At 62.6% G+C, this 23,377-nt stretch carries 17 protein-coding genes; 14 read left to right on the top strand and 3 right to left on the bottom strand.

What is annotated here, in order from left to right:
- Positions 1 to 20 precede the first annotated feature (20 nt).
- The 8 genes from bglB (at position 21) to kduD (ending at position 9,920) form a co-directional block, all read left to right on the top strand.
- Complete coding sequence (gene bglB / locus BHMPCIPO_RS19930) at positions 21 to 1,121, top strand: beta-galactosidase BglB (RefSeq protein WP_173518571.1); 1,101 nt, start codon at positions 21 to 23, stop codon at positions 1,119 to 1,121.
- Positions 1,118 to 1,954, top strand: a complete 837-nt coding sequence (kduI, locus tag BHMPCIPO_RS19925) for a 5-dehydro-4-deoxy-D-glucuronate isomerase (RefSeq protein ID WP_173518570.1) — start codon at positions 1,118 to 1,120, stop codon at positions 1,952 to 1,954. The genes bglB and kduI overlap by 4 nt, the downstream gene beginning before the upstream one ends.
- The gene (locus BHMPCIPO_RS19920) at positions 1,951 to 4,437 is read left to right on the top strand and encodes a hypothetical protein (protein ID WP_173518569.1); all 2,487 of its coding nucleotides are present in this window, start codon (positions 1,951 to 1,953) and stop codon (positions 4,435 to 4,437) included. The genes kduI and BHMPCIPO_RS19920 overlap by 4 nt, the downstream gene beginning before the upstream one ends.
- A gap of 91 nt (positions 4,438 to 4,528) precedes the next feature.
- Entirely contained in the window at positions 4,529 to 5,797 is a 1,269-nt protein-coding gene (locus BHMPCIPO_RS19915) for an ABC transporter substrate-binding protein (RefSeq protein ID WP_173518568.1), read from the top strand.
- A 207-nt stretch (positions 5,798 to 6,004) separates the two neighbouring features.
- Positions 6,005 to 7,033, top strand: a complete 1,029-nt coding sequence (locus BHMPCIPO_RS19910; protein ID WP_173518567.1) for a carbohydrate ABC transporter permease — start codon at positions 6,005 to 6,007, stop codon at positions 7,031 to 7,033.
- Positions 7,030 to 8,082, top strand: a complete 1,053-nt coding sequence (locus BHMPCIPO_RS19905; protein WP_173518566.1) for a carbohydrate ABC transporter permease — start codon at positions 7,030 to 7,032, stop codon at positions 8,080 to 8,082. Before BHMPCIPO_RS19910 ends, BHMPCIPO_RS19905 begins: the two co-directional genes overlap by 4 nt.
- Before the next feature lie 10 nt (positions 8,083 to 8,092).
- Entirely contained in the window at positions 8,093 to 9,178 is a 1,086-nt protein-coding gene (locus BHMPCIPO_RS19900; protein WP_173518565.1) for an ABC transporter ATP-binding protein, read from the top strand.
- A complete protein-coding gene (gene kduD, locus BHMPCIPO_RS19895; protein ID WP_173518564.1) occupies positions 9,162 to 9,920 on the top strand; it encodes a 2-dehydro-3-deoxy-D-gluconate 5-dehydrogenase KduD in 759 nt (252 codons plus the stop codon). The genes BHMPCIPO_RS19900 and kduD overlap by 17 nt, the downstream gene beginning before the upstream one ends.
- Before the next feature lie 321 nt (positions 9,921 to 10,241).
- On the opposite strand, the gene BHMPCIPO_RS19890 is transcribed toward kduD, so the two are convergent.
- Together BHMPCIPO_RS19890 and BHMPCIPO_RS19885 are read right to left on the bottom strand one after the other, a co-directional pair.
- Positions 10,242 to 11,717: an NAD-dependent succinate-semialdehyde dehydrogenase gene (locus BHMPCIPO_RS19890; protein ID WP_173518563.1), complete on the bottom strand. Its 1,476-nt coding sequence runs from the start codon at positions 11,715 to 11,717 to the stop codon at positions 10,242 to 10,244.
- A 260-nt stretch (positions 11,718 to 11,977) separates the two neighbouring features.
- Positions 11,978 to 13,246: a 4-aminobutyrate--2-oxoglutarate transaminase gene (locus BHMPCIPO_RS19885; protein WP_173518562.1), complete on the bottom strand. Its 1,269-nt coding sequence runs from the start codon at positions 13,244 to 13,246 to the stop codon at positions 11,978 to 11,980.
- A 228-nt stretch (positions 13,247 to 13,474) separates the two neighbouring features.
- Here BHMPCIPO_RS19885 and BHMPCIPO_RS19880 point away from each other — a divergent pair, with 228 nt between their 5' ends.
- The 5 genes from BHMPCIPO_RS19880 (at position 13,475) to BHMPCIPO_RS19860 (ending at position 19,749) form a co-directional block, all read left to right on the top strand.
- Entirely contained in the window at positions 13,475 to 14,287 is an 813-nt protein-coding gene (locus BHMPCIPO_RS19880) for a MerR family transcriptional regulator (protein ID WP_173518561.1), read from the top strand.
- 304 nt (positions 14,288 to 14,591) lie between these two features.
- On the top strand, positions 14,592 to 15,791 hold the full coding sequence (locus BHMPCIPO_RS19875) for an acyltransferase family protein (protein ID WP_173518560.1): 1,200 nt from the start codon (positions 14,592 to 14,594) through the stop codon (positions 15,789 to 15,791).
- A 15-nt stretch (positions 15,792 to 15,806) separates the two neighbouring features.
- Entirely contained in the window at positions 15,807 to 16,910 is a 1,104-nt protein-coding gene (locus tag BHMPCIPO_RS19870) for a glycosyltransferase family 2 protein (RefSeq protein WP_173518559.1), read from the top strand.
- Positions 16,911 to 16,941: 31 nt separating this feature from the next.
- A complete protein-coding gene (locus BHMPCIPO_RS19865; RefSeq protein ID WP_173520108.1) occupies positions 16,942 to 17,940 on the top strand; it encodes a glycosyltransferase family 2 protein in 999 nt (332 codons plus the stop codon).
- 12 nt (positions 17,941 to 17,952) lie between these two features.
- Complete coding sequence (locus BHMPCIPO_RS19860; protein ID WP_173518558.1) at positions 17,953 to 19,749, top strand: ABC transporter ATP-binding protein; 1,797 nt, start codon at positions 17,953 to 17,955, stop codon at positions 19,747 to 19,749.
- 169 nt (positions 19,750 to 19,918) lie between these two features.
- On the opposite strand, the gene fba is transcribed toward BHMPCIPO_RS19860, so the two are convergent.
- A complete protein-coding gene (fba, locus tag BHMPCIPO_RS19855) occupies positions 19,919 to 20,962 on the bottom strand; it encodes a class II fructose-bisphosphate aldolase (RefSeq protein WP_173518557.1) in 1,044 nt (347 codons plus the stop codon).
- A 768-nt stretch (positions 20,963 to 21,730) separates the two neighbouring features.
- Here fba and BHMPCIPO_RS19850 point away from each other — a divergent pair.
- Entirely contained in the window at positions 21,731 to 23,329 is a 1,599-nt protein-coding gene (locus tag BHMPCIPO_RS19850; RefSeq protein WP_173518556.1) for a peptide ABC transporter substrate-binding protein, read from the top strand.
- The last annotated feature ends 48 nt before the right edge of the window (positions 23,330 to 23,377 follow it).

Genomic DNA, 23,377 nt, shown 5'->3' with positions numbered 1-23,377 from the left:
GCTTAAGGAGGAGGAGTGCCATGGGCCTCAACGCCCACGATATTCGCATGGGTCTCGATCGCCTTGTCGGCGGCATGACCGGTCTCAAGCACGACGGCCGCTTCGACGAACCGAATCTCGACGGGACAGCGGGCGACTACATCAGTTTCGACAGTTGGGAGTGGCCGCAGGGCGTCGGCCTTTACGGCCTGATCAAGCTCTGGCTGTTTACCGGCCGCGACGACATCCGGGAGCTCATCGAGAGCTGGTACGAAGGGCGCCTTGCCGCCGGCCTTCCGGAGCTCAATGTCAACACGACCGCACCCATGCTCGGCCTCTCGGTGCTCTGGGCTAAAACCGGAAACCCGCGCTGGAAGCCGCTGCTCGACGAGTGGGCGAACCGGGTCGTGAACGAAATGGGCCGGACGCCCGAAGGCGGTTTCGAGCATCACGTCTCCGACAAGGTCAACGACAACGAGCTCTGGGACGACACGCTTTACATGGTCGCCCTCTTCCTCGCTTCCTACGGCCAGGCAAGCGGCCGGCGGGAACTCGTCGACGAGGCGTCACGGCAGTTCCTTGTCCATGCCCGCTATCTCGCCGATACCCAGTCAGGTCTCTGGTTCCACGGCTGGACCTTCGATGGCCGGCACAATTTCGCCCGCGCCCGCTGGGCTCGCGGCAATGCCTGGATCACCGCCGGCATACTCGACCTCTTCGACCTCGCGGAGATCGCCGCTCCGGTCAAGGAGTACCTGCGCGGGGTGCTCGTCACTCAAGTCGAGGCGCTGCTGCCGCTGCAGACGACCTCCGGGGCATGGCGTACGCTGCTCGACGACGCTTCATCTTATGAAGAGATCTCTGCAACGGCTGGCATCGGCTACGGCCTGCTCAAGGGCTACCGCCTCGGTTACGGCACGCCCGCCTGGAGAGCCGCCGGCATGCGTGCGCTTGAGGCGGTAATGCACAACATCGATGAAAGCGGCACTGTGCTCAACGTCTCCTATGGAACGCGCATGGGCCACGACCTGCAATTCTACAAGGACATCCCAATTCAGCCGACCGGCTACGGCCAGGCACTGGCAATCCTGTGCCTCTGCGAGGCCCTGCAGCATGTCGGCGCGGAAGGACAGGCAGCATGACGATGAAGGTTCTCTACGGGGCCAATCCCGAAGACATCAAGGCTTACGACACGGCGCGGCTTCGGCGCGAGTTCCTGATCAGCGACCTCTTTGCCGCTGATACGGTGAACTTCACCTATACCCATGTCGACCGGCTGATCCTCGGCGGCGCGATGCCGAAGACGAAAAGCGTTTCCTTCGGCTCCGGCGCCGATATCGGCACGCCCTATCTGCTTACGGCCCGCGAGATGGGCATTGCCAATCTCGGTGGCACCGGCACGATTACCGTCGACGGCAAGAGCTTCGTGCTCGAAAATCGCGACGTGCTCTATATCGGGCGCGGCGCGAAGGAGATCGTCGTTTCGAGCGAAACCGCCGATAAACCGGCACGCTTCTACATGAACTCCGTGCCCGCCGGCGCCGATCTGCCGCACCGGCTGATCAAGAGGGCGGAAGCAAAGGCGCTGGAGCTTGGCGACGTCAAGCGCTCGAACAAGCGCCGCCTCGTCATGTACATCCATCCGGAAGTCATGCCTTCCTGCCTGCTTTTGATGGGCATTACCGATCTGGCCGAGGGCAGCGCCTGGAACACCATGCCGCCGCATGTGCACGAGCGGCGGATGGAAGCCTATTGCTACTTCGACATGGCCCCCGAGGACCGGATCGTCCACGTGATGGGAGAGCCTGACGAAACGCGGCACCTGATCGTCGCCGACGGTGACGCGGTGCTGTCTCCGGCCTGGTCTATCCACATGGGCGCCGGCACCGGCCCTTACGCCTTCGTCTGGGGTATGACCGGCGAAAACCAGGAATACAACGACGTCACCCCCGTAGCCTTGGCTGAGCTGAAATGAGCGATACGATTTTCCATCTGAAGAAGAGCCTCGTTCCGGGCCAGGCCATCGGCTACTGGCAGCTTGGTGCGATCGCCGAGGAACGCTTCGACGTGCCGGATCAGCCGATGAAGGGCGAAATGGACCCCTTCTTCTTCCTGACCAAACACAAGAATTTCATTCCGCACGAGTATCCCTGCCGGACGATCTTCGCTGAGACCTATCGCGGCAAGCGGCCGGAGGTTCGCGGCGCGTTCGAAGCCACGCGCTGGTGGCTGCCCTTCGGCTCGCCGCGGCTCGATCTCTCCGGTTTCTGGTTCCGGCCGACACGACTTGCGACCTGGGCCCGCACCTCGATCGAGGCAGAAACGGCGGGCACCGCCAAGATCCGCCTCGGCACCTGCGGTGGCGCGGTGCTCTTCCTGAACGGCACCGAGATCGGCTGGATGGCGCCCTATAGCCGCAACCTCGAGGCCAAGGCCGAATTCGAGCTGCCGCTCGACGCCGGTCTCAACGAGGTCACGATCTTCTTCGACGACCTCGCCGAACGCGACGCGCGCTACTTCTTCCAGTTCGATTATCTCTCCGGCCCGGCGGCGCGCGTGGCGCTTCCTGTCCCATGCCCGAGCGAAGCGGCCGCCGACATCGAAGCTGCACTCGACGGCATGCATTTTGACCGTACCGCCTATTTCGAGGGCGACATCACGCTTCTCTTCGCCGCCGCCCTGCCGCTCGACGTGAAGGTCAATGTCGCGGTCGAAGGTGACTTCATGTCGACCGAACGCTTCGACCACGACTTCGTGATGAAGGCCGGCGACAAGAAGTTGACGATCGGCCCATCCGAGGACACCCCGGCGGATTTCCGCCATTTCCGCATCACGCTCAACGCCGACGGCTTCGTCGCCTCGCGCTCGCTCGGTGTCGAGATCTGCCATGCCGGCCGCCAGGGAAAATCTCCCGAAACGCTCGCCGCCCGCATCACCGAGACGCTTGATGAGATTTCCGATTTCTCGGAACGTGACACGGTCCGCGCCTTTGCGCGGCTCGCCAGCGGCCGCGGCGGTGCCGACACGGACGCGATGATCGAGGAGATTCTGCCCTCGATCGAGGATTGCCATGACTGCGCCGACTTCTCGCTGGTACCGCTCATCTGGTCGCGCACCGCCTGGGGCGGCGACATTGGAGAGGCGACCCGCGGCCGCATCGATCAAGCGATCTTGAACTTCCGCTACTGGATGGATGAACCCGGCAACGACGTGCAGTGGTACTTCTCCGAAAACCACGCGCTGCTGTTCCACACCTCGGCCTATCTTGCCGGCCACCTCTTCCCCGAGGCGACCTTCCGCCGCTCGGGCCGCAAGGGAAGCGAGCAGAGCGCCGTTGGTGCTGCCCGCGTTCGCGCCTGGCTCGATCACTTCGAGGCCTGGGAAATGGCGGAATTCAACTCCGCGCCCTATTTCCCGATCGACCTCAAGGGCCTGACGGCGCTCGCCGCACTATCGCCGGATGCCGATATCGCCGACCGCTCCAAGAACGGTATTGTCCGTCTCTGCGAGATCATCGCCCGCTCGGCCCATCATGGCATGGTAACGGCAGCCCAAGGTCGCTCCTACGAGCACACGCTCTGCGCCGGCCGCTCGCTTGAACTTTCGGGCGTTGCCCGCCTGCTCTGGGGCAAGGGCTGGTACGGGCGTCGCGTCCACTCGCTGCCACAGCTTGCCGTCTGCCTGCGTGACCACGGCCTCGTCGTGCCGGAAACACTGGCTGCGGTCGCCTGCCACCAGGACGAGGCTCGCCACCAGGAATGGCGTTTCGCCCAGGGAGAAAACCGCTTTGCTGCGCTTTATCATTACAAGGGCCGCCACTTCGCCATGGGCTCGGCTGCGCATTATCGCTGGAACGAGTGGGGCTACCAGGAAACGGTGTTGCACCTGCGCCTTGGCCAGCGCCCCGAGGCGGCGATCTGGATCAATCATCCGGGCGAAACCATTCAGTTCGGGTACGGCCGGCCATCCTATTGGGGTGGTTGCGGCACCCTCCCTCGTGCCCACCAGTACAGGGGGCTGGCCGTACTCGACTTTGCGACCGTCAGCGAGCAGCCGGATTTCACCCATGCGTGGTTCCCGGTCGCCGAGTTCGACGAAAGCAAGGTCGAGGGCAGGCTGGCGTTGGCGCGCAGCGGCCGCGGCGCCGTTGTCCTGATCGGCGGCAATGAACTGGTCCCGGTTGTCGAGGGCCCATCAGCCAATGCGGAGCTGCACCAGGCCGGACACAGGACGCGCTGGATTGTCCGGGTCTGCGAGGCCACCGATCTCGCCGGCGCGGAAGCCAGATTTGCTGCTCTTGCGGTCGAGGAAGCCGGTAACGGATCTCTTGTCGTCAACGATCCCGACTATGGCCGCGTCGTCTTCCGCCAGGACGGTTCGATCGAAGCGGAAGGGCGCACGATCGCCACCAAGGATTTCACCGTTGCCGGCGAGGCGACCATGCTCGCCGCCCGGTAACGGTACCAGGAATTGCGCCGGCCGGGAGAGCCGGCGCCGTCCCAAACGAGCGGGAGGACGCTCGTCTATGGATAAGTGGAGGAGAAGGACAATGAAGAAGACCAAAACGATGCTCGCGGCGCTTGCCGTCGGGCTTCTGACGTCGACGGCGGCAATGGCTGGCGACGTGCGCATCATGTGGTATTCCGATGGCGTCGAGGGCGAGGTGCTGAAGGACCTGCTAGATCGCTTCATGAAGGAGAACCCCGGGATCAACGTGATCCTCGACAACGTCTCCTACAGCGTCGTCAAGGAGCAGCTGCCGGTACAGCTCGAAGCCGGCAACGGCCCGGATATCGCCCGCGTCACCAACCTCAAGGCCCAGAGCCAGCACTGGCTCGATCTTCGCCCACTGGTTGCTGATCCCGCCTATTGGGACGAAAATTTCGGCGCGCAGGCCGACTGGATGCGCCCCGACGGCTCGAACCAGATCTCCGGCTTCATGACCCAGATCACGATCGCCGGCGGTTTTGCCAACAAGACGCTGTTCGAGCAGGCCGGCGTCGCGATCCCCGGCAAGGACGCGACCTGGGACGATTGGGCGAAGGCGGCCAAGCAGGTGGCCGAAAACCAGCAGGTGCCGTTCCCGATGGCGCTCGACCGCTCCGGCCATCGCCTCAGCGGCCCGAACCTCGCCTATGGCGGCAACTATATCGGCTCTGACGGAAAGCCGGCGCCGCTGGACGAAGGCACGAAGAACTTCCTGAAGACCTTCGTCGGCTGGGTTGCCGACGGCACGATGAGCAAGGACGTCTGGGTTTCGGCCGCAGGCTCGACCTACCGAGCGGCCGCCGACGACTTCATCAACGGCCAGCTGGTCTATTATTATTCCGGTTCCTGGCAAGTTCCGAACTTCTCGACCAAGATCGGCACCAACTTCGATTGGGTGGCCACCGGCAGCCCCTGCGGCCCGGCGAACTGCACCGGCATGACCGGCGGCGCCGGTCTGGTTGCGGTCAAGTACACCAAGAACCCGAAGGAAGTCGCCAAGGTGATGGACTACCTTGCGAGCGAGCCGATCGTGAAGGAGTTTTCCGAGCGAACCCTGTTCCTGCCTGCGCATAAGGGTGTTCTCGCCAAGGGGCTCGACTTCAAGACCGATGACGCCCAGGCGAAGGCCGCGCTCAATGCCTTCGTCGAAGCGAGCACGTCGCTTTCCGACGTTGCGCGCAAGCTACCCGGCTGGCTGTGGTCCGATGCCGTCTATGGCGCGCTGGTCACCCGTGTCAGCCAGGCGGCTGCTGGCGAGATGACGGTAGACGAGGCCTTTGCCCGCATCGACTCGGATATCGCCACGAAGGTGAAAGATAGCGGGAACTGAAGCGGAGCCATCGATACCCGATGTCCGCCGGCATGAAGCATCGTGCCGGCGGGGTCACCTCGCGTATCACAGCGGGCAGCGTCGCGTTCTTGCGCAAGCGCACGAAGCAACATGCCCCGGCAGCCCGCCCTTCGGCGAGGCGAAAGTTATCCCGGCAGCGATAGCTGCATACATAGTAGCGCGTGATCGGTGGGGGAGGAGCCAGGAATGAAGGCAGATGTTCCAAAGGGAAGCGGATCCGGCCTGGGGGAAACGGCGATGGTGCCCGTTCGTCTGGCGATGGCCGCCATCGATGCGCCACTGCGCTTCGTGCAGCGCCGGCTCGGCATCGGCGGCATGGCGACCTTTTTCCTGCTGCCGAACATGCTGATCTTCGGCATATTCGTGCTGCTGCCCTTCTTCATCAACTTCGCCTATTCCATGACCGGCGGCACGGCCCTTTTCCTGCCCGACCGGAGCTTCGTTGGAGGCGATCAATATGCGCGCCTCTTCGATTGCGCGAACTACGCCGACCCGAACTCCTGCGCGGAAGACACCTTCTGGACGGCCGTCGGCAACACGGCCTGGTTTGTGGTGCTGCAGGTCACCCTGATGATCCTCTTTTCGCTGGTGACCGCCCTGATCCTCAATCGCGATCTGATGGCGCGCAGCTTCTGGCGAGCGGTGTTCTTCTTCCCGGTGCTGCTGTCGCCCGTTGTTGTCGGCTTGATCTGGAAGTGGATCCTGCAGCGCCAGGGCCTGCTCAACTTCGGTCTCTACGGCCTGGGCTTTGAGCCCTACACCTGGCTCAACGACCGCAATTGGTCCTTTGCCGCAACCGTCGGCGTTTCGATCTGGGCGCATATGGGCTTCTACACGCTGATCCTGCTTGCCGGCCTGCAGGCGATCCCGAAGGATCTCTATGAGGCGGCCGAGATGGACGGCACCCGTCCGGCGCGTGCCTTCTGGCGCATCACTTTGCCGCTCCTGATGCCCAACCTGCTCGTCGTCATCGTGCTCGTCCTGATCCGCGCCGTGCAGATCTTCGACGAGGTCTACGTGCTGACCGGAGGCGGCCCAGGCACCAGCACGCTCTACATCACGCAATACATCTACGAGACCGGCTTCGCGACTCAGTTGCGTAATCCCGGGCTTGCCGCAGCCGCATCGATCCTGATGGGCGGCGTGCTGGTTGTGCTCACCCTGGTCCAGCTCGGCCTTGGCCGTAAAGGCGAGAAGAAGGGAGCCCGCAAATGAGCCGCCTTGCCGAATTCATCTTTCGCCGCCGCGGCCGCAACGGCTGGCACTGGACCGACATCTTCACCTGGGTCTGGCTGATCGGCGGTCTCTTCATCATGTTCGGCCCGGCTGTCTGGCTCGTTGGTTCCTCCTTCAAGTCGCCGGCGGCCCTTGCCGAATTCCCGCCTTCGATCATGCCCTATGTGACCCAGAAGGCGACGATCGAAGGCTACGACAAGCCGCTCGACCTCTACGAGGTGACCATGCCGGATGGCAGCAAGAAGGTGCTCGCCGAGGTCCGCCGCATCGGCATTGTCAGCCAGATGGTTTCACCCGAGAAGCCGACCGAGATCGTCAAGGTCAAGATCGCCGAGCGTACGCCGGTGCGCACGATGTCCTTCGCGACGTCGAACTACAGCGAGCCCTTCACCCATTTCGACTTCGTCCGCTATCTCTGGAATTCCGTGTTCGTGACGGTGACGGCGACGCTGATCACGCTCATCGTCAACTCGATGGCTGCCTTCGCGCTCAGCAAATACGAATTCCGCGGCCGGACGTTCGCGATGCTGTTGATCCTCGCCACCCTCATGGTGCCGCTCTCGGTGATCATGGTGCCGCTCTATTCGATCGTCTCGGCGCTCGGCCTCTTCAACAATCTCTGGGGCGTGATCCTGCCGACGGTCGCCACACCGACCGGAGTCTTCATTCTACGGCAATACATGCTGACCATCCCAGACGAGTTGATCGACGCGGCACGGATGGACAAGGCGTCGGAGTGGCAGATCTACTGGCGCATCATTCTGCCGCTGACGGCACCGGCGCTCGCCGTGCTCGCGATCTTCTCGGTTGTCTGGCGCTGGAACGACTTCCTCTGGCCGCTGATCGTGCTCTCGCGCAAGGAACTTTACACACTGCAGGTGGGCTTGAGTATCTATTCTGGCGAGCTGAACGTGCAGTGGCATTTCATTCTCGCCATGACGGTCGTGACCATGATCCCGGTCGTGCTCGTCTTCATCTTCCTGCAACGCTTCATCACCACCGGCATCGCCGGCACCGGACTGAAATAAGGGGGGCACCATGGGCCACATCAAGCTAACCAGTGTGACCAAGTCGTTCGGCGCCGTCGACGTGCTTCATGACATCAACCTGGAGATCCAAGACGGCGAGTTCGTGGTCTTCGTCGGCCCATCCGGCTGCGGCAAATCCACGCTCCTGCGCATGATCGCCGGGCTGGAAAAGCCGACTGGTGGTGAACTTTCGATCGACGGCAAGGTGGTCAACGACGTACCGGCCGCCGACCGCGGCCTTGCCATGGTGTTCCAGTCCTATGCGCTCTATCCGCATATGAGCGTGCGCCAGAACCTCGCCTTCGGCCTCGAAAACACCCGCATGCCGAAGGCGGAAATCGCCGAGCGCATCGCGGAAGCCGCGCGCATGCTGGAAATCGAAGCCTATCTCGAGCGCCGCCCCGGGCAGCTCTCGGGCGGCCAGCGCCAGCGCGTCGCAATCGGTCGCGCCATTGTTCGTCGCCCGGTCGCTTTCCTGCTCGACGAACCGTTGTCAAACCTCGACGCAGAACTGCGCGGCTCCACCCGCGCCGAACTCGCGGCCCTGCATGCACGTCTCTCGGCAACGATGATCTACGTGACGCACGATCAGGTCGAGGCGATGACGCTCGCCGACCGCATCGTCGTCTTGCGTGCCGGCCGCATCGAGCAGATCGGCACGCCGCTCGAACTCTACAACAGGCCCGCAAACCGTTTCGTTGCCGGCTTCATCGGCTCTCCGCACATGAACTTCCTTGAAGGTACGCTCGAAGCAGCCGGTTCCGGCACGGCTGTCGCGACGCTGAAGGGCGGTCATCAGCTGCAGGTTCCGATCGAGAACCGCGCGTTCGCAGCCGGCGCTCCGATCACCCTCGGTGTTCGGCCGCAGCACATCACGCTTGATGCCGGCGAAAATAGCATTCCCGCGAAGATCCGCCTCGTCGAAGCGCTCGGCTCAGAAACCGTGCTGCACGCCGATGTCGCCGGTCAGAAGCTGCTGGTCGTCGCTCCCGGCCAGCATGACTTGGCACCCGGCGCCGATATCAGGTTGTCGCTGACCGCCGCCCCCATCCATCTCTTCAACGACAAGGGGCTTCGCCTTGAACGCGCTGTTTGATCTCACCGGCAAGACCGCTCTCGTTACAGGCGCCCGAACTGGCCTTGGCCAGGGCATGGCGCTCGCACTGGCACGCGCCGGCGCCGATATCGCCGCCCTCGGTTCCTCGCCGATGCCCGAGACGGCGGCGCTGGTCCGGGACGCGGGCGTGCGCTTTCACGAACTGACGGTCGACCTCTCCAAGCGCTTCGATGCAGCCAGGATCGTCGCCGAAATCACCGCCACGCTCGGCGGTATCGACATCCTCGTCAACAATGCCGGAATCATCCGTCGCGCCGACCTGCTCGACTATTCCGAGGAGGATTGGGACCGTGTGCTCGACGTCAACCTGAAGGCGGCTTTTCTGCTGTCGCAGGCCGTTGCGCGCCACATGGTGGAGACCGGACGGGAAGGCCGGATCGTCAATGTCGCCTCGATGCTGACCTTCCAGGGCGGCATCCGCGTGCCGGCCTATGCCGCCTCGAAGCACGGAATTGCCGGCCTTACCAAGGCCATGGCCAACGAACTGGCGCCGCAGCGCATAACCGTCAATGCGATAGCGCCGGGCTACATGGCGACCGACAATACCGAGGCGCTTCGCAACGATCCTGATCGTAACGCGCAGATCTCCGCGCGCATCCCCATGGGGCGCTGGGGGACGCCAGACGACCTGGCAACCGCCGTGCTGTTCTTTGCCGCGCCTGCCTCCCGCTATGTCACCGGAACGGTGTTACCCGTCGACGGCGGCTGGCTGGTCCGGTAGACGTCGGCATCGGCGGCCGCAAAGCTGGGAGCAATATCTGTCCACGCCCTGCCGGTTTGCAGGAAGCGAGTTTTGGGGTGAGGGTACGTTTGATCTCGATTGCCCACGGCCGCCGACCCGCGGGCGTTATCAGGAGATCGATTTCGGCGCCTGCTGCCGTACGCTATACGTTCATTTGCGTGACGCCGTAGGGCACAACTCCAGAAGCGTTTCCAGTGGTTATCCGGCGCTCGAACATCCTTGCATTTATGGAGTTTAATTCCAGAATTGCAAGGTAGATGTCTCGTGCTTCAGCTCTTGCCCGCCTGTTTGCGGGGTAGATCAGATGTTGCCCATGCAGAGATATTTCATCTCGAGATAGTCTTCGAGCCCGTGGCGTGAGCCCTCGCGGCCGATGCCCGATTGCTTGATGCCGCCGAAGGGGGCGGCCTCCGAGGACATGCGGCCGGTGTTGATGCCGACCATGCCGTATTCCAGCGCCTCGGCCACATGCCAGACCCGTTTCAGGTTCTCGGCATAGAAGTATGCCGCGAGACCATAGATCGTGTCGTTGGCCTCGGCGATCACCTGCTCGGCCGTGTCGAAGCGGATGATCGGGGCGATCGGACCGAAGGTCTCTTCCTGAGCAACACGCATGTCGGTCGAAATGCCGGTGAGGACGGTCGGCTCGAAGAAGGTGCCTGACGTGCCGATCCGGTGGCCGCCGGCGCGCACCTTGGCACCCTTGGCAACGGCGTCGGCGACATGGGCCTCGATCTTCTCGATCGCGTGCTTGTCGATCATCGGGCCGATGGTGATGTCCGGGGTGAAGCCATCGCCGACACTCAATTCGGCAACGCGCCGGACGAATTTCTCGGCAAAGGCGTCATGCACGCCCGATTGCACATAGATGCGGTTGGCCGAGACGCAGGTCTGGCCGGCATTGCGGAACTTCGCCTGGACTGCGCCATCTACGGCTTCGTCGATATCGGCGTCGTCGAAAACGATGAAGGGGGCGTTGCCGCCAAGCTCAAGGCTGACCTTCTTGATCTGGTCGGAGCATTGTCGCATCAACAGCCGCCCGACTTCGGTCGAGCCGGTGAAGCTGATCTTGCGGACCTTTGGATTGCTGCAGAGTTCGCGTCCGATCGCGGCACCTTCCGCGGCATAGATAAGGTTGACGACGCCCGCGGGGAAGCCGGCCTTTTCGGCGAGTACGAACATGGCGCCGGCAACGAGCGGGGTCTGCTCGGCGGGCTTCAAGACGATGGTGCAGCCGGCGGCAAGCGCCGGCGAGATCTTCCGTGCCACCATCGAGGCCGGGAAGTTCCAGGGCGTGATGGTGCCGACGACGCCGACGGGCTGCTTGATGACGAGCATGCGGCGGTCGTTTGCCGGTGCCGGGAAGGTCTCGCCATAGATGCGCTTCGCCTCTTCCGCGTACCATTCGACATAGGCCGCCGCGTGCAGCACCTCGCCCTTCGATTCGGCGATCGGCTTGCCCATCTCGGCCGTCAGGATAGCGGCGAGATCGTCGGCGTGTCCGACGATCAGGTCATGCCAGCGCCGAAGCACGGCGCTTCGGTCCTTGGCAGGTTTTGCCGCCCAGAGGATTTGCGCCCTTGCGGCAGCCTCGATCGCCACATGGGCCTCTTCGATGCCCATGTCCGGAAGGGTTGCCAGCAGTTCGCCGGTAGACGGATTGAAGACGTCGAAGGTTGCGCCGGTCCAGCCTTTGGCGGCATGCGCGATTGTGGGAAGCGGCGCGAACAGTTCGACGGCGCGCAAGTGCTTGGTCAAGGCGGGGGTCACGGTCATTGGCGGGCATCCTCCGGCGATGGCCCACCGCGAGGCGGCAGGCCCGCTTTTGCTTGTTCTTGCGAGTGCCGATCGACGCCGGCACCCGAGCTTTGCGCGTCTGAATTGGCGCACGGCACCCACAGCGCGGCGCGTCTTTCAATACGCGCTAAGGTCGCTGCTGTAGTCCGTTGAATTGCTGCATAATTTTGTCCCTAAGTCGATCCTGATCCAAGGAATTATGCACCGGGCAACCGCGTTAGCGGTCGCCCGGCCGGGCGTCAACCACGCGCCGCGAGGATCGATGCTTCCAGAATGTCGAGCGCTTCGGCGAAGACTTCGTCCTGAATGGTGATCGGCGCCAGGAAGCGAATGACGTTGCCGTGCACGCCGCAGGTCAAGAGGATCAGGCCTTTTTCCAGAGCGATTAGCCGCACCTTGTTGGCGAAGTCGGCGCTCGGCAGGTTGGTCTTCACGTCGTTGAACTCGACGGCGTTCATGAAGCCAGGCCCACGGATGTCGGCGATCTCCGGTGCCTGCTCGCGGATGGCGGCGAGGCGCTGCTTGAGCCGGCCGCCGAGTTGCTCGGCCCGTTCGCAGAGCTTCTCCTCGGCGATGACGTCAAGCACCGCATGCGCAGCTGCAATGCCGAGGGGATTGCCGCCATAGGTGCCACCAAGGCCGCCGGGGGCCGGCGCATCCATGACCTCGGCGCGGCCAGTGACGGCGGCCAGCGGGAAGCCGCCGGCGAGGCTCTTCGCCATGGTGATGAGATCGGGCGCGACGTCGTGGTGTTCCATTGCGAACATCTTGCCGGTACGCGCAAAGCCGGTCTGGACTTCGTCGGCAATGAGCAGGATGCCGTGCTGGTCGCAGATCTCGCGCAGCGCCTTCATGAAGGCGGTGGGAGCGGGGTAGAAACCGCCTTCGCCCTGTACCGGCTCCAGGATGATGGCGGCGACGCGGCCCGGATCGACGTCGGCGGCGAAGAGCTTCTTCAGCGCCGCCAGCGACTGTTCGACGGTGATGCCGTGCAGCTCGATCGGGAAGGGGGCGTGGAAGACGTCGCCCGGCATCGCGCCGAAGCCGACCTTGTAGGGAACGACCTTGCCGGTGAGCGCCATGCCCATGAAGGTGCGGCCGTGGAAGCCGCCGGTAAAGGCGATGACCGCCTGGCGTCCGGTCGAGGCGCGGGCGATCTTGACGGCGTTTTCGACAGCCTCCGCACCGGTGGTCACGAAGATCGTCTTCTTGGCGAAGTTGCCGGGGGTCAATGCGTTCAGGCGCTCGGCGAGGTGTACATAGGATTCGTAGGGAACGACCTGATGGCAGGTATGCGTGAAGCGATCGAGCTGCGCTTTGACCGCTTCGACGACCTTCGGGTGACGATGACCCGTGTTGACGACGGCAATCCCGGAGGCGAAGTCGATGTAGCGATTGCCCTCCTTATCCCAGATTTCCGAGTTTTCCGCGCGATCGGCATAAATCTGGGTGGTCATGCCGACGCCACGGGAAATGGCGGCATTCTTGCGGTCGGTAAGGCTGGTCATGGCGCGTTCCTGTTACGTCTGGAGTCAATATGTTGCATTTTTTCTGCAAGTTTATTCTGGAAGTGGTACACCTTTCACTGTCGATTGCAAATCAAATTTGGTGATCGAGAGAACACGGGCGCTGATGCGCTGTTCTTGTCATATCTCGATCGCGGCGGCTAAGGTTGCCGACGCTTCGGCACGGCACGGATTCGTGCAGGCGCCGACGGTTAGTGAAGGAAACGGAGAATGGGCGCGGTGCGCTACAAGGTTGCCGAAGCAGCACGTCTGGCGGGGGTTTCCGCTTCGACGCTGAGGCTGTGGGAGACGCAAGGGCTTGTCGTGCCCGAGCGCTCGCCGACGGGGCATCGGCAATATACCGAGAGCGATCTTGCCCGGTTGAAGCGCATCGCCTGGTTTCGCGCGGAACGCGGCCTCAATCCGGCGGCGATCCGCCAGGCGCTCGAAGCGGAAGGTGCCGCGGAAGACCACAGCGGAACGACGACCGGTGACGGCACCGACAACCAGGTGGGACGCAAGCTCAGGAGCCTCAGGCATGCGGCCGGCAAGACCCTGGAGCAGGTGGCCGGCGACATCGGCATCGCCGCATCGGTGCTTTCGACCTTGGAGCGCACGTCGCAGGGCGTTTCGGTGGCCGTGCTTCATAACATCGCCGAATATTTCGGAACGACCGTTTCCAGCCTTTCCGGTGAGGAGGAGGCGGATGCACGCGCCGTGGTGCGGGCCGGCGAATGGCGGACCTGGCCGCGGACGACGCCCGGCGTCACCGTGCAACTGCTGGCCGATGGCCGCAATCAGATGGACTGCCACCGCTTCGTGCTGGAGCCGGGCGCTTCCAGCGAGGGCGCCTATCGGCATGAGGGCGAGGAATTCGTCTACGTCCTCTCCGGCCGCGTTGAATTCATTCTCGACAGCGACCAGTTCTATGACCTCGGTGTCGGGGACTCGCTCTACTTCGAAAGCAAGAGGCGTCATGCCTGGTCGAACCGGCACGACGGCGAAACCGTGTTGCTTTGGGTCAACACGCCCCCGACGTTCTAAACCGCGAAGCTGAAGCAAAACAAAGGTTTGCGACATTGGTGCGCGGCGACGGCCGGACTCGTCGGCGTCCCAATACTCATCAATCCAGGTGGCACCACGGCTCGTTGCTGATCAGAGGTCAAAGTTTGGCCCCTATTCGACCCTAGATTTTTAAGGGCCGCCTTCAACGCACAGTGCGACGATCAGACCTTCCACGCTTCTTTCGAAGCAAATGGCAACCTCGCGGCAAAAATCGTAGCTGACCAGAGAGTTGGCTCCACAAGGAACGAGGCCTGCAAGGGTCGAAACTCCGAGGGGATGTTCAATGCCGAATATACGCGACCGTCAATTGGACGGGTTGCGAGCCGCTGCCGTTTCAATGGTTCTGTACGCGCATTTTTTTGCCGCGGACGATTCCCATTGGGGACACATCGGCGTGCGGCTGTTCTTCGTTCTCAGCGGCTTTCTGATCACGCGGCTCCTGCTCGACGCCCGTTCTGCCGCTCAGTTCGAGCCGGCGACGGCTCTCAAATCCTTCTACGCGCGTCGCGCCTTGCGGATCTTTCCACCCTATTTCGCCATGCTGGGTGTCCTGTGGCTGGTCAACCTGGAAGGCGCCAGGGAAGGCTGGGCCTGGCATGCGCTCTACCTCTCGAACTTCTGGTATGCGCTGAGGGACGCGTGGACGCCGTGGGTGCTCTGTCACACCTGGAGCCTAAGCATTGAAGAGCAATTCTACATCGTCTGGCCGTTGCTCGTTCTGCTGACGCCGCGCCATCTGCTTGGGCGGCTATGCATCGGAGTCATCGCCGCTTCGCTGGCCTACCGCTTCTATTGGCCGTTAACGGGAGAACCGTCGCTTGCGCGCGATCTGCTGCCTCCGGCCTCGATGGATGCTCTGGCGGCGGGAGCGCTCCTCGCCGCCCACCGTTCGGCGACCAGGTCTTGGCCGCGGTGGATGACGGTCAGCTGGCTGCCGCTTTCCATCGTATCCCTTGCGCTCCTTTGGGTTCGATTGACGTCGATGGGGCCGGTGCTTGATTGGCTCGTCTGGATCGGTCTCGAAGCCCTTCCGCTCATCCCGCTTGCGATGCTGGTGGGGCGCGCTTCCACCGGCTTCAGCGGTCGGGGCGGCAGGCTGCTCGAACTTCAGCCGCTGACCGCGCTCGGGCGCGTCAGCTATGGCGTTTATCTGTTTCATCCCGTCGTGCTTGCGCTGGTCGTCAAGGCGCAGGGGTGGATACCGATCAACGTTGCCGAGCAAGGGCCCGGGCGCTTGCTCGTCGCCGGGTCCGCTACATTGATCGTGGCTGCTCTTTCCTGGTTCGCATTCGAAAAACCGCTCAATGCCCTGAAACGGCATTTCCCCTATGTGCGCCCGAACGGTGGCTTCGGCGCCGTCCCGATGAGTACCGTGCAAGCCGACGATTGGCTTCTCGGGCGAACCGACGAGGGGCTGCGCCCTGTTTACCTTCCGGGTGCCGGTGCCCGGGGAAAGACGCTTCAGGCGTCCGATCTGCAATAACGTTCGAGGTTGCCCATGACCGTTCCGTTGGTTTCCGTCCTGTTGCCCGTCTACAATGCCGAGCCCTATCTCGGCGCGGCGCTCGAAAGCATCCTGAGGCAGGACCACAAGCGGCTCGAGATCATCGCCATCGACGACGGTTCGCGCGATCGCTCGCTGGAAATCATGCGGCGCTATCAGCAAGCGGACGGTCGTATCACCATCGTCTCGCGCGAAAATCGCGGGCTGATCGCAACCTTGAACGAGGGCCTCGCCCTGGCAAAGGGCGATCTCATCGCCCGGATGGACGCCGACGACATTTCCTATCCGTCGCGACTGTCGCGCCAGGTGTCGTCGTTCGTTGAGCAGCCGGAGCTCGCACTCTGCGGCACGGGCATCGACACGCTCCTTGGCGACCGCATCATCCGCGGCACGCCCAATCCGATCTATCAGCCGGCAAGCCTCAGGGCATTGTCGAAGTTCTTCACGATCTTCATCCACTCGACCGTCGTCTACAACAGGCACGTCATCCCGCAGGATATGCTGAGCTACGACGCACATTATGTGCATGCGGAGGATTTCGATCTCTTCCGGCGTGTCACCGAACGCTATCCCGCGAAGATGATCGACGAGGCGCTGATCGCTTACCGCATCCACGGCAACAGCGTAACGAATACGCACAAGCGCCAGATGCGCCGCACGCATCTGGCGATCGTTGCCGAAAACCTCGAGCGCGAAGGTCTTTGTCACAATCCCGGCGTCTTGAACGACATCGGGCTTGCGCTGACGCCCGAAACGATCCAGCAAGCGGCCGGGTGCATCCGTTCACTCGAAGAGAGGGTCTCGGCGCTTCCTCCGCAAACCCGTGCGGGCTACGAGGCGGGCGCGTTGAATCTCTTCTATTTTCTCTATCAGCTCGTCAGCGACGAACGGCGGCCGGAACTCACCCATGCGTTTTTGACGCAGACGGACAAATGGGGGCTCATTCGTCGCCGGGAACGATATGGCCTTATCACGGGGGCCCGTGCCCCGTGGTGCAGCCGCCTGTCGCTGGCGGCCACCAGCCGACTGGACGCTTTGTCGCGATATCTGCGTTCCGTACCGGCGGCGAGCGTGCTCCCAGCCGAAGGGATGCACTAGCATGACCGTCGAAGGCCTGAAGTGGAATGCGATGGAGCGGAGCGGCGTGGCGGAGACGTCGGCCGCGTTGGCGCCCACGTTACGCGACGCGCCTTTCGCAAGCTTTATCGTCTGCACGCGCAACCGCGCCGAGGCGCTCGAGACCTGCCTCCGATCGATCGAGGCGGCTTGTGGTGTCCATGCCGCCGTCCGGTGGGAATTGATTGTCGTTGACAACGGATCGACCGATGACACGCCGGAGCGAATTGCTCGGATTATTACCGCATCACCGCTGCCTGTCACGCACGTGGTCGAGAGACGGCCGGGGCTCGCTGCTGCGCGCAACGCCGCCATGGCACGCGCCCGCGGCGGCATCTTGATCTTCATCGACGACGATTGCGAAGTCGATGCGACCTATCTGCGCGACCTGGAGCGCCACTACGCAGGTGGCGAAGCCGCCATCATCCGCGGTGGCCGCGTCGAACTCGGAGACGCCAGCGACCTGCCCTTCACGATCAAGCGCTCGAGCGTACGCGAACGTTTGACCAGTGACGTTCATCCGGGTGGATTCATCCTGGGCTGCAACATGACGATGCACCGGGAGGTCGCGCTGCGGATCGGTGCTTTCGACGAACGTTTCGGTGCCGGCGCCCCGCTGCGGTCGGCCGAAGACACGGATTATCTGGTGCGCGCCTATCGGCTCGGCATCCCGGTCGAATATGTCCCCGACATGGTCGTCTTCCATCACCACGGCCGCCGTGCCCGCACGACCATCGAGACGCTTCATCGCAACTATAGCTTCGGCAACGGCGCACTCTGCGTGAAACACATCCGCACCGCGCCATGGCTGCTGCGGCATTTCTGTTGGACCCTCCGGTCTGCCTGCGCGGAAATCTTCGGTGGCCCCCGGTTTGACCCCGTGTTGCACCTCTCTCACTGGCCGATTGCCTGGATGAACCTGCTTGGCGCTCTCAAGTTCCTCGGCCTCGTCGTAGCCGCACGAACGGCGGGCCACGTCGAGCAGCGGGCCAAAGAACAACTCCAGGGCTGAGGAGACACCAACATGTTCCGTATCCTCGTGCCGAGCTTGCAGCTGTTGCGCGATGCATTGGGTGGCCAGTTGCGTCTGCTTCCGGTCGTGACGATCCTCGGCCTTTGCAGTGCGGCGCTGGAGGGCGTCGGCATCGGCCTCATCATTCCGATGCTGGGAATCATCGCCGGCAATCAGGACCCGGCGGCGTTGAGCGGCATCTCCGCTCTCTTCCAGCAAGTTGGATCGGGCATGGACGATCGTCAACGGCTGATCGTCATCGCGGCTGCCGCCTTTGCCCTGATTTCTCTCAAGAACGTCCTGGCTTTCGCCAATACGGTGCTTGCGACCTTCATTTACGGCAAAGCGGGCCATTCGATTCGCGGCGCTCTGTCGTCTCAGCTCCTCAAGGTTGGCTATCCCTTCTTGATGAAGGAGAATCCGGGGCGATTGCTCAACATCATTTCAAACGAGTCCTGGCGGGCTTCCGATGCGGTGCAAACCGTGCTTGCGGCGTTGGTAAATGGCTCGGCCGCCATCATCCTGCTCGCGTTCCTTCTGCTTTTGTCCTGGCAGATGACCTTGTTCGTGGCGCTCGGCCTCGTCCTGGTCCAGCTCCTGCATTATGTCCTCTCCGCAACGCTTAAGGCCCCGAGCCGCGATGTCACCGCCTTCAACGGCGAATTGGCGGCGCGCATGCTCCATCTGGTTCACGCCGGCCGCTTGATACGGATATTCGGCCAGGAGGCACGGGAAAAAGTCGCGTTCGACGGGGCGTCGGATGCCGTTCGGCGCGCCGCGTTCGCGCTACAGGCCCGCCAAGGCCTGCTGCCGCCGCTGACAGAGACGCTCCACTCCGCGCTCTTCCTGGCGGTGGTCGTCGGCGCCTGGTCCGTCGGCGTTACCTTTCCCGTCATCGTCGCCTTCGTGGTCCTGCTCTATCGCTTGCAGCCGCATATGCGTGCACTGCAAATGTCCTGGAGCCAGATCCAGGGCTGGAGCGGTTCGCTGGAGGAGGTGCGCTGGCTGCTGGATCCGTCCGACAAGCCAAGGCCGCCGGAGGGAAGGGAGCCCTTCCGCGGCTTGCGACGGCAACTGAGATTTGACGACGTCAGTTTCCGCTATCCGAACTCGGGTTCCCGTGATGTCGTGCTGCAGTCGGCAGCATTCGAAATCCGCGGCGGTGGTTCGACGGCGCTCATTGGCCGGTCCGGCGCCGGCAAGACGACGATCGTCAATCTGCTATGCCGCTTCGTTGAGCCGGACGAGGGGAACATTCTCGTCGATGGTGTCCCGCTGAACCGGATCGACCCGGTGCAATGGCGAAGCCGGATTGCGCTCGCGAGCCAGGATCTGGAACTGGTTGATGGGACGATCCTGGAAAACATCACCTATGGCCGGGAAGAAACCACAATTGTCGAAGTGGAGCATGCGGCCAGGATGGCCGAAGCGCATGGCTTCATCGAAGGATTGCCGCAGGGCTATCAAACCGTCGTCGGCTATCGAGGCGCCAGCCTCTCGGCGGGGCAGCGGCAGCGGGTGGCACTCGCAAGGGCCCTGGTGCGCGATCCGGATATCCTGATCCTGGACGAAGCCACCAACGCGGTCGACGGCTTATCAGAGGCGGCCATCGTCGAGACGCTGAAGTCGAGAGCGGGACGTCGCACGACGATCGTCATCAGCCATCACCGCAGCACGATCGCGTTTTGCGACGAGGTCGTCATCCTCGGTGGCGGTCAGGTGAAAAGCCAGGCACCTTTCGCCGACGTCGCCAGCCTGACCATGGACCAGCTTTATGAGCACGAAACCGTGGAAGAGCGGCGGGCTTGAGGGTCCTGTCGGCCGTATCTTCGGTAGCTTGGCCGCTCCCAGCTTGCGATGCTCGAAACGCAATCGGCGCGCGCCCGTCCGGTCACGGGCCGCGCGCCGGTTTGTCTTTCGTAGGAATGGGCCGCCCGCTTCCCGTGGTCTCAACGGAAAGCGGGCGGGTTCTCAGGAATCAGGCGGCCGCGTAGCGCTTTGCCATTTCCGGCAGGCGCAGGGCGCGGATCTTCGATGCCTTGCCGGCGGTGCGGAAGGCTTCGAAGCGCTCCATGCAGACCTCTGTCATCAGTGCGGTGGCCGGCTTCAGGTAGTTGCGCGGATCGAAGTTCTCCGGGTTCTCGGCGAAGTTCTTGCGGATCGTGCCGGTCATGGCGAGGCGCAGGTCGGTGTCGATGTTGACCTTGCGCACGCCGAGCGGGATCGCCTTCTGGATTTCCGAGACCGGAACGCCCCAGGTCGGCTTCATCTTGCCGCCATAGGTGTTGAACAGGTCCTGCAGATCCTTCGGCACGGACGAAGAACCGTGCATCACGAGGTGCGTGTTCGGCAGCTTCCTGTTGATCTTGGCGATGGTCTCGATCGACAGGATGTCGCCATCGGGCTCGCGGGTGAACTTGTAGGCGCCGTGGCTGGTGCCGATCGCAACGGCCAGAGCGTCGACGCCGGTCTTGGTGACGAAGTCGAGAGCCTGGTCCGGGTCGGTCAGAAGCTCTTCGCGCGACAGCTTGCCTTCGAAGCCGTGGCCGTCTTCCTTGTCGCCCGCGCCGGTTTCGAGGTTGCCGAGGCAGCCGAGTTCGCCTTCGACCGAAACGCCGGCAGCGTGGGCGATCTTCACCACCTCTGCGGTGACTGCGACGTTGTATTCATAGCTGGCGACGGTCTTGCCGTCCTTTTCCAGCGAGCCGTCCATCATGACCGAGGTGAAGCCGTTGGTGATCGCCGAGATGCAGGTGGACGGCTGGTCGCCGTGGTCGAGGTGCAGACAGACGGGGATATGCGGATATTCTTCCGCCGCACCCAGGATCAGGTGGCGCAGGAACGCGTCCCCCGCGTAAGAACGGGCGCCACGGCTTGCCTGAAGGATCACCGGGGAATCGGTGGCATCGGCGGCGCGCATGACGGCCTGAATGTATTCGAGATTGTTCACATTGAACGCCGGCAGCGCGTAGTCGTTCTCCGCCGCATGGTCGAGCAGTTGCCGCAATGTGATCAATGCCATTCGCTATCTCCCTTGGTGCTTGGCGCAACCTTCCCGGTACGCCACAAAAACAATCCGGCTTGAAGCGCCGCATGGACATCATCGCAGGCAGGCGATGGCCGGTATTTCCGTGCGGCGTGACAGCGCACGCGAATTGGTCGCGCCCACCGAAGTCCGGCGCACAATAGTTGATCGAAGTGGTTTGACAACCGGGCAAAAGGCAGGTTGCCAGAGGTCGAAAGTCGCTTCAATCGATTTTACTGTGGACTGGAAGCAACACCCTTCCTGTGAACTGGTTTCACTCTCTGGTGGTGCCGGTGAAGCGCGGGAGGCGGGAGTCGCAATTGCAACCTGTGGGAGTCGTTTTCGTACTGCACACTACGACGGTCGCGTGGGTGTTAGAAACGATCTGTCGACGGGAAGGGAACGGGCCGCAAGAAGATTGCGGCAAACGGCGCCATTCTTTGCGCACATTACGTAAACTGCCGCAAAAATTCACAAACTTTGCATGGCAGATAATTCGAGACCGGTTTTGACCGCGCTGTGGCGGTGAAGTATTTCGATCTAAAACGTTGCAGGAGATTTCCAAAAATTGCCTTGCTTGCGTCATACACCCGTCGCAAAGGCGACGAAAAGAATCGCAAACGAAATACAACCTAAAGGATAAGAATATTCCTGTTCTATAGATAAAGATGCAAACAGTCGCAGAATCCGCCTTGCGTTTGGGCCGGATTTGCCCTTCTCTCCTGCAATCAACAAACCCAAAACAAGGGGAAGGAGAGAAACAAAATGGCCTCACTGAAACTCAACCTCAGCGCTGCCGCGCTGATCGGCTCGCTGCTCATCGGAGCAAGCCCGGCGCTCGCCGAAGCTGTCCTGCACCGCGGCAATGCCGGTGAGCCGCAGACCCTGGATCAGGCCCATACCTCGATCAACATCGAAGAGTTCATCCTCAAGGATCTCTACGAGGGCCTTACGATCTATGACGCCGCCGGCAAGGTCGTTCCCGGCGTCGCGGAAACGTGGGAGCTCTCGGACGACGGTACCGTCTATACGTTCAAGCTGCGCGCCGACGCAAAGTGGTCCGACGGTTCGTCGGTGACGGCTGAAGACTTCGTCTTCTCCTTCCGGCGCGTCGAGGACCCGAAGACTGCAGCCGGCTATGCCAACATTCTCTTCCCGATCAAGAACGCCGAAAAGGTCAACAAGGGCGAACTGCCGGTCGACCAGCTCGGCATGAAGGCGGTCGATGAAAAGACGCTCGAAATCACGCTCGAGCGCCCGACTCCGTTCTTCTTGGAACTGCTGGCGCACCAGACCGCGCTTCCGGTCAGCAAGGCAAGCGTCGAAAAGAACGGCGCCGACTTCGTCAAGCCGGGCGTCATGGTTTCGAACGGCGCGTTCAAGCTCACCGCCCACGTTCCGAACGACAGCCTGACCGTCGAAAAGAACCCCAGCTATTGGGACGCTGGAAACGTCAAGCTCGACAAGGTCATCTTCTACCCGATCGACGACCAGGCCGCCTCCGTCCGTCGCTTCGAGGCCAAGGAAATGGACCTCGTCTACAACTTCTCTGCCGACCAGATCGAGCGCCTGCGCAAGTCCTATGGCGACCAGGTTCACGTTTCGCCGACGCTTGCGACCTACTACTATGCCTTCGATACCCGTCAGGCACCGTATAACGACGTTCGCGTTCGCCAGGCACTGTCGATGGCCGTCGACCGCGACTTCCTCGCCAAGGAAATCTACGCCGGCTCGCAGCTCCCCGCCTATTCGATGGTCCCTCCGGGCATCGAAAGCTACGGCGAGCCGTCCAAGGCCGAGTTCGGCACGCTGTCGCAGCTCGACCGCGAAGACAAGGCGATCGCGCTCATGAAGGAAGCCGGCTACGGCGAAGGTGGCAAGCCGCTCGAAATCGAGCTGCGCTACAACACCAACCCGAACCACGAGCGTGTTGCTACCGCCGTCGCCGACATGTGGAAGAACACCTTCGGCGCCAAGGTGTCGCTGGTGAACCTCGACGTGTCTTCGCACTACGCCTACCTGCAGGAAGGCGGCAAGTTCAATGTCGCCCGCGCTGGCTGGGTTGCCGACTATGCGGATGCCGAGAACTTCCTGGCGCTGAGCCTCAGCTCCAACAAGACCTTCAACTATGGCCACTTCGAAAACGCCGAATTCGACGCGTTGATGAAGAAGTCCTACGAGGAGCAGGATCCGGCAGCTCGCTCCAAGCTGCTGCATGAAGCGGAAGCCCTGCTGATGAAGGAACAGCCGATCGCTCCGCTCCTGACCCAGGCTGACCTGTGGATGGTGTCCGACCGCGTCAAGGGCTGGCAGGACAATGGTCCGAACGCTCACCTGAGCCGGTTCCTGAGCGTCGCCGAATAACGAACTGAAACGACGCGCGGCCTGTCGCCGCGCGTCGTTTCCGGAGCA

Source organism: Ensifer sesbaniae (assembly GCF_013283665.1).
In the GTDB taxonomy this organism is placed as follows: domain Bacteria; phylum Pseudomonadota; class Alphaproteobacteria; order Rhizobiales; family Rhizobiaceae; genus Ensifer; species Ensifer sesbaniae.
This window is presented reverse-complemented; position numbering and strand designations above follow the sequence as displayed.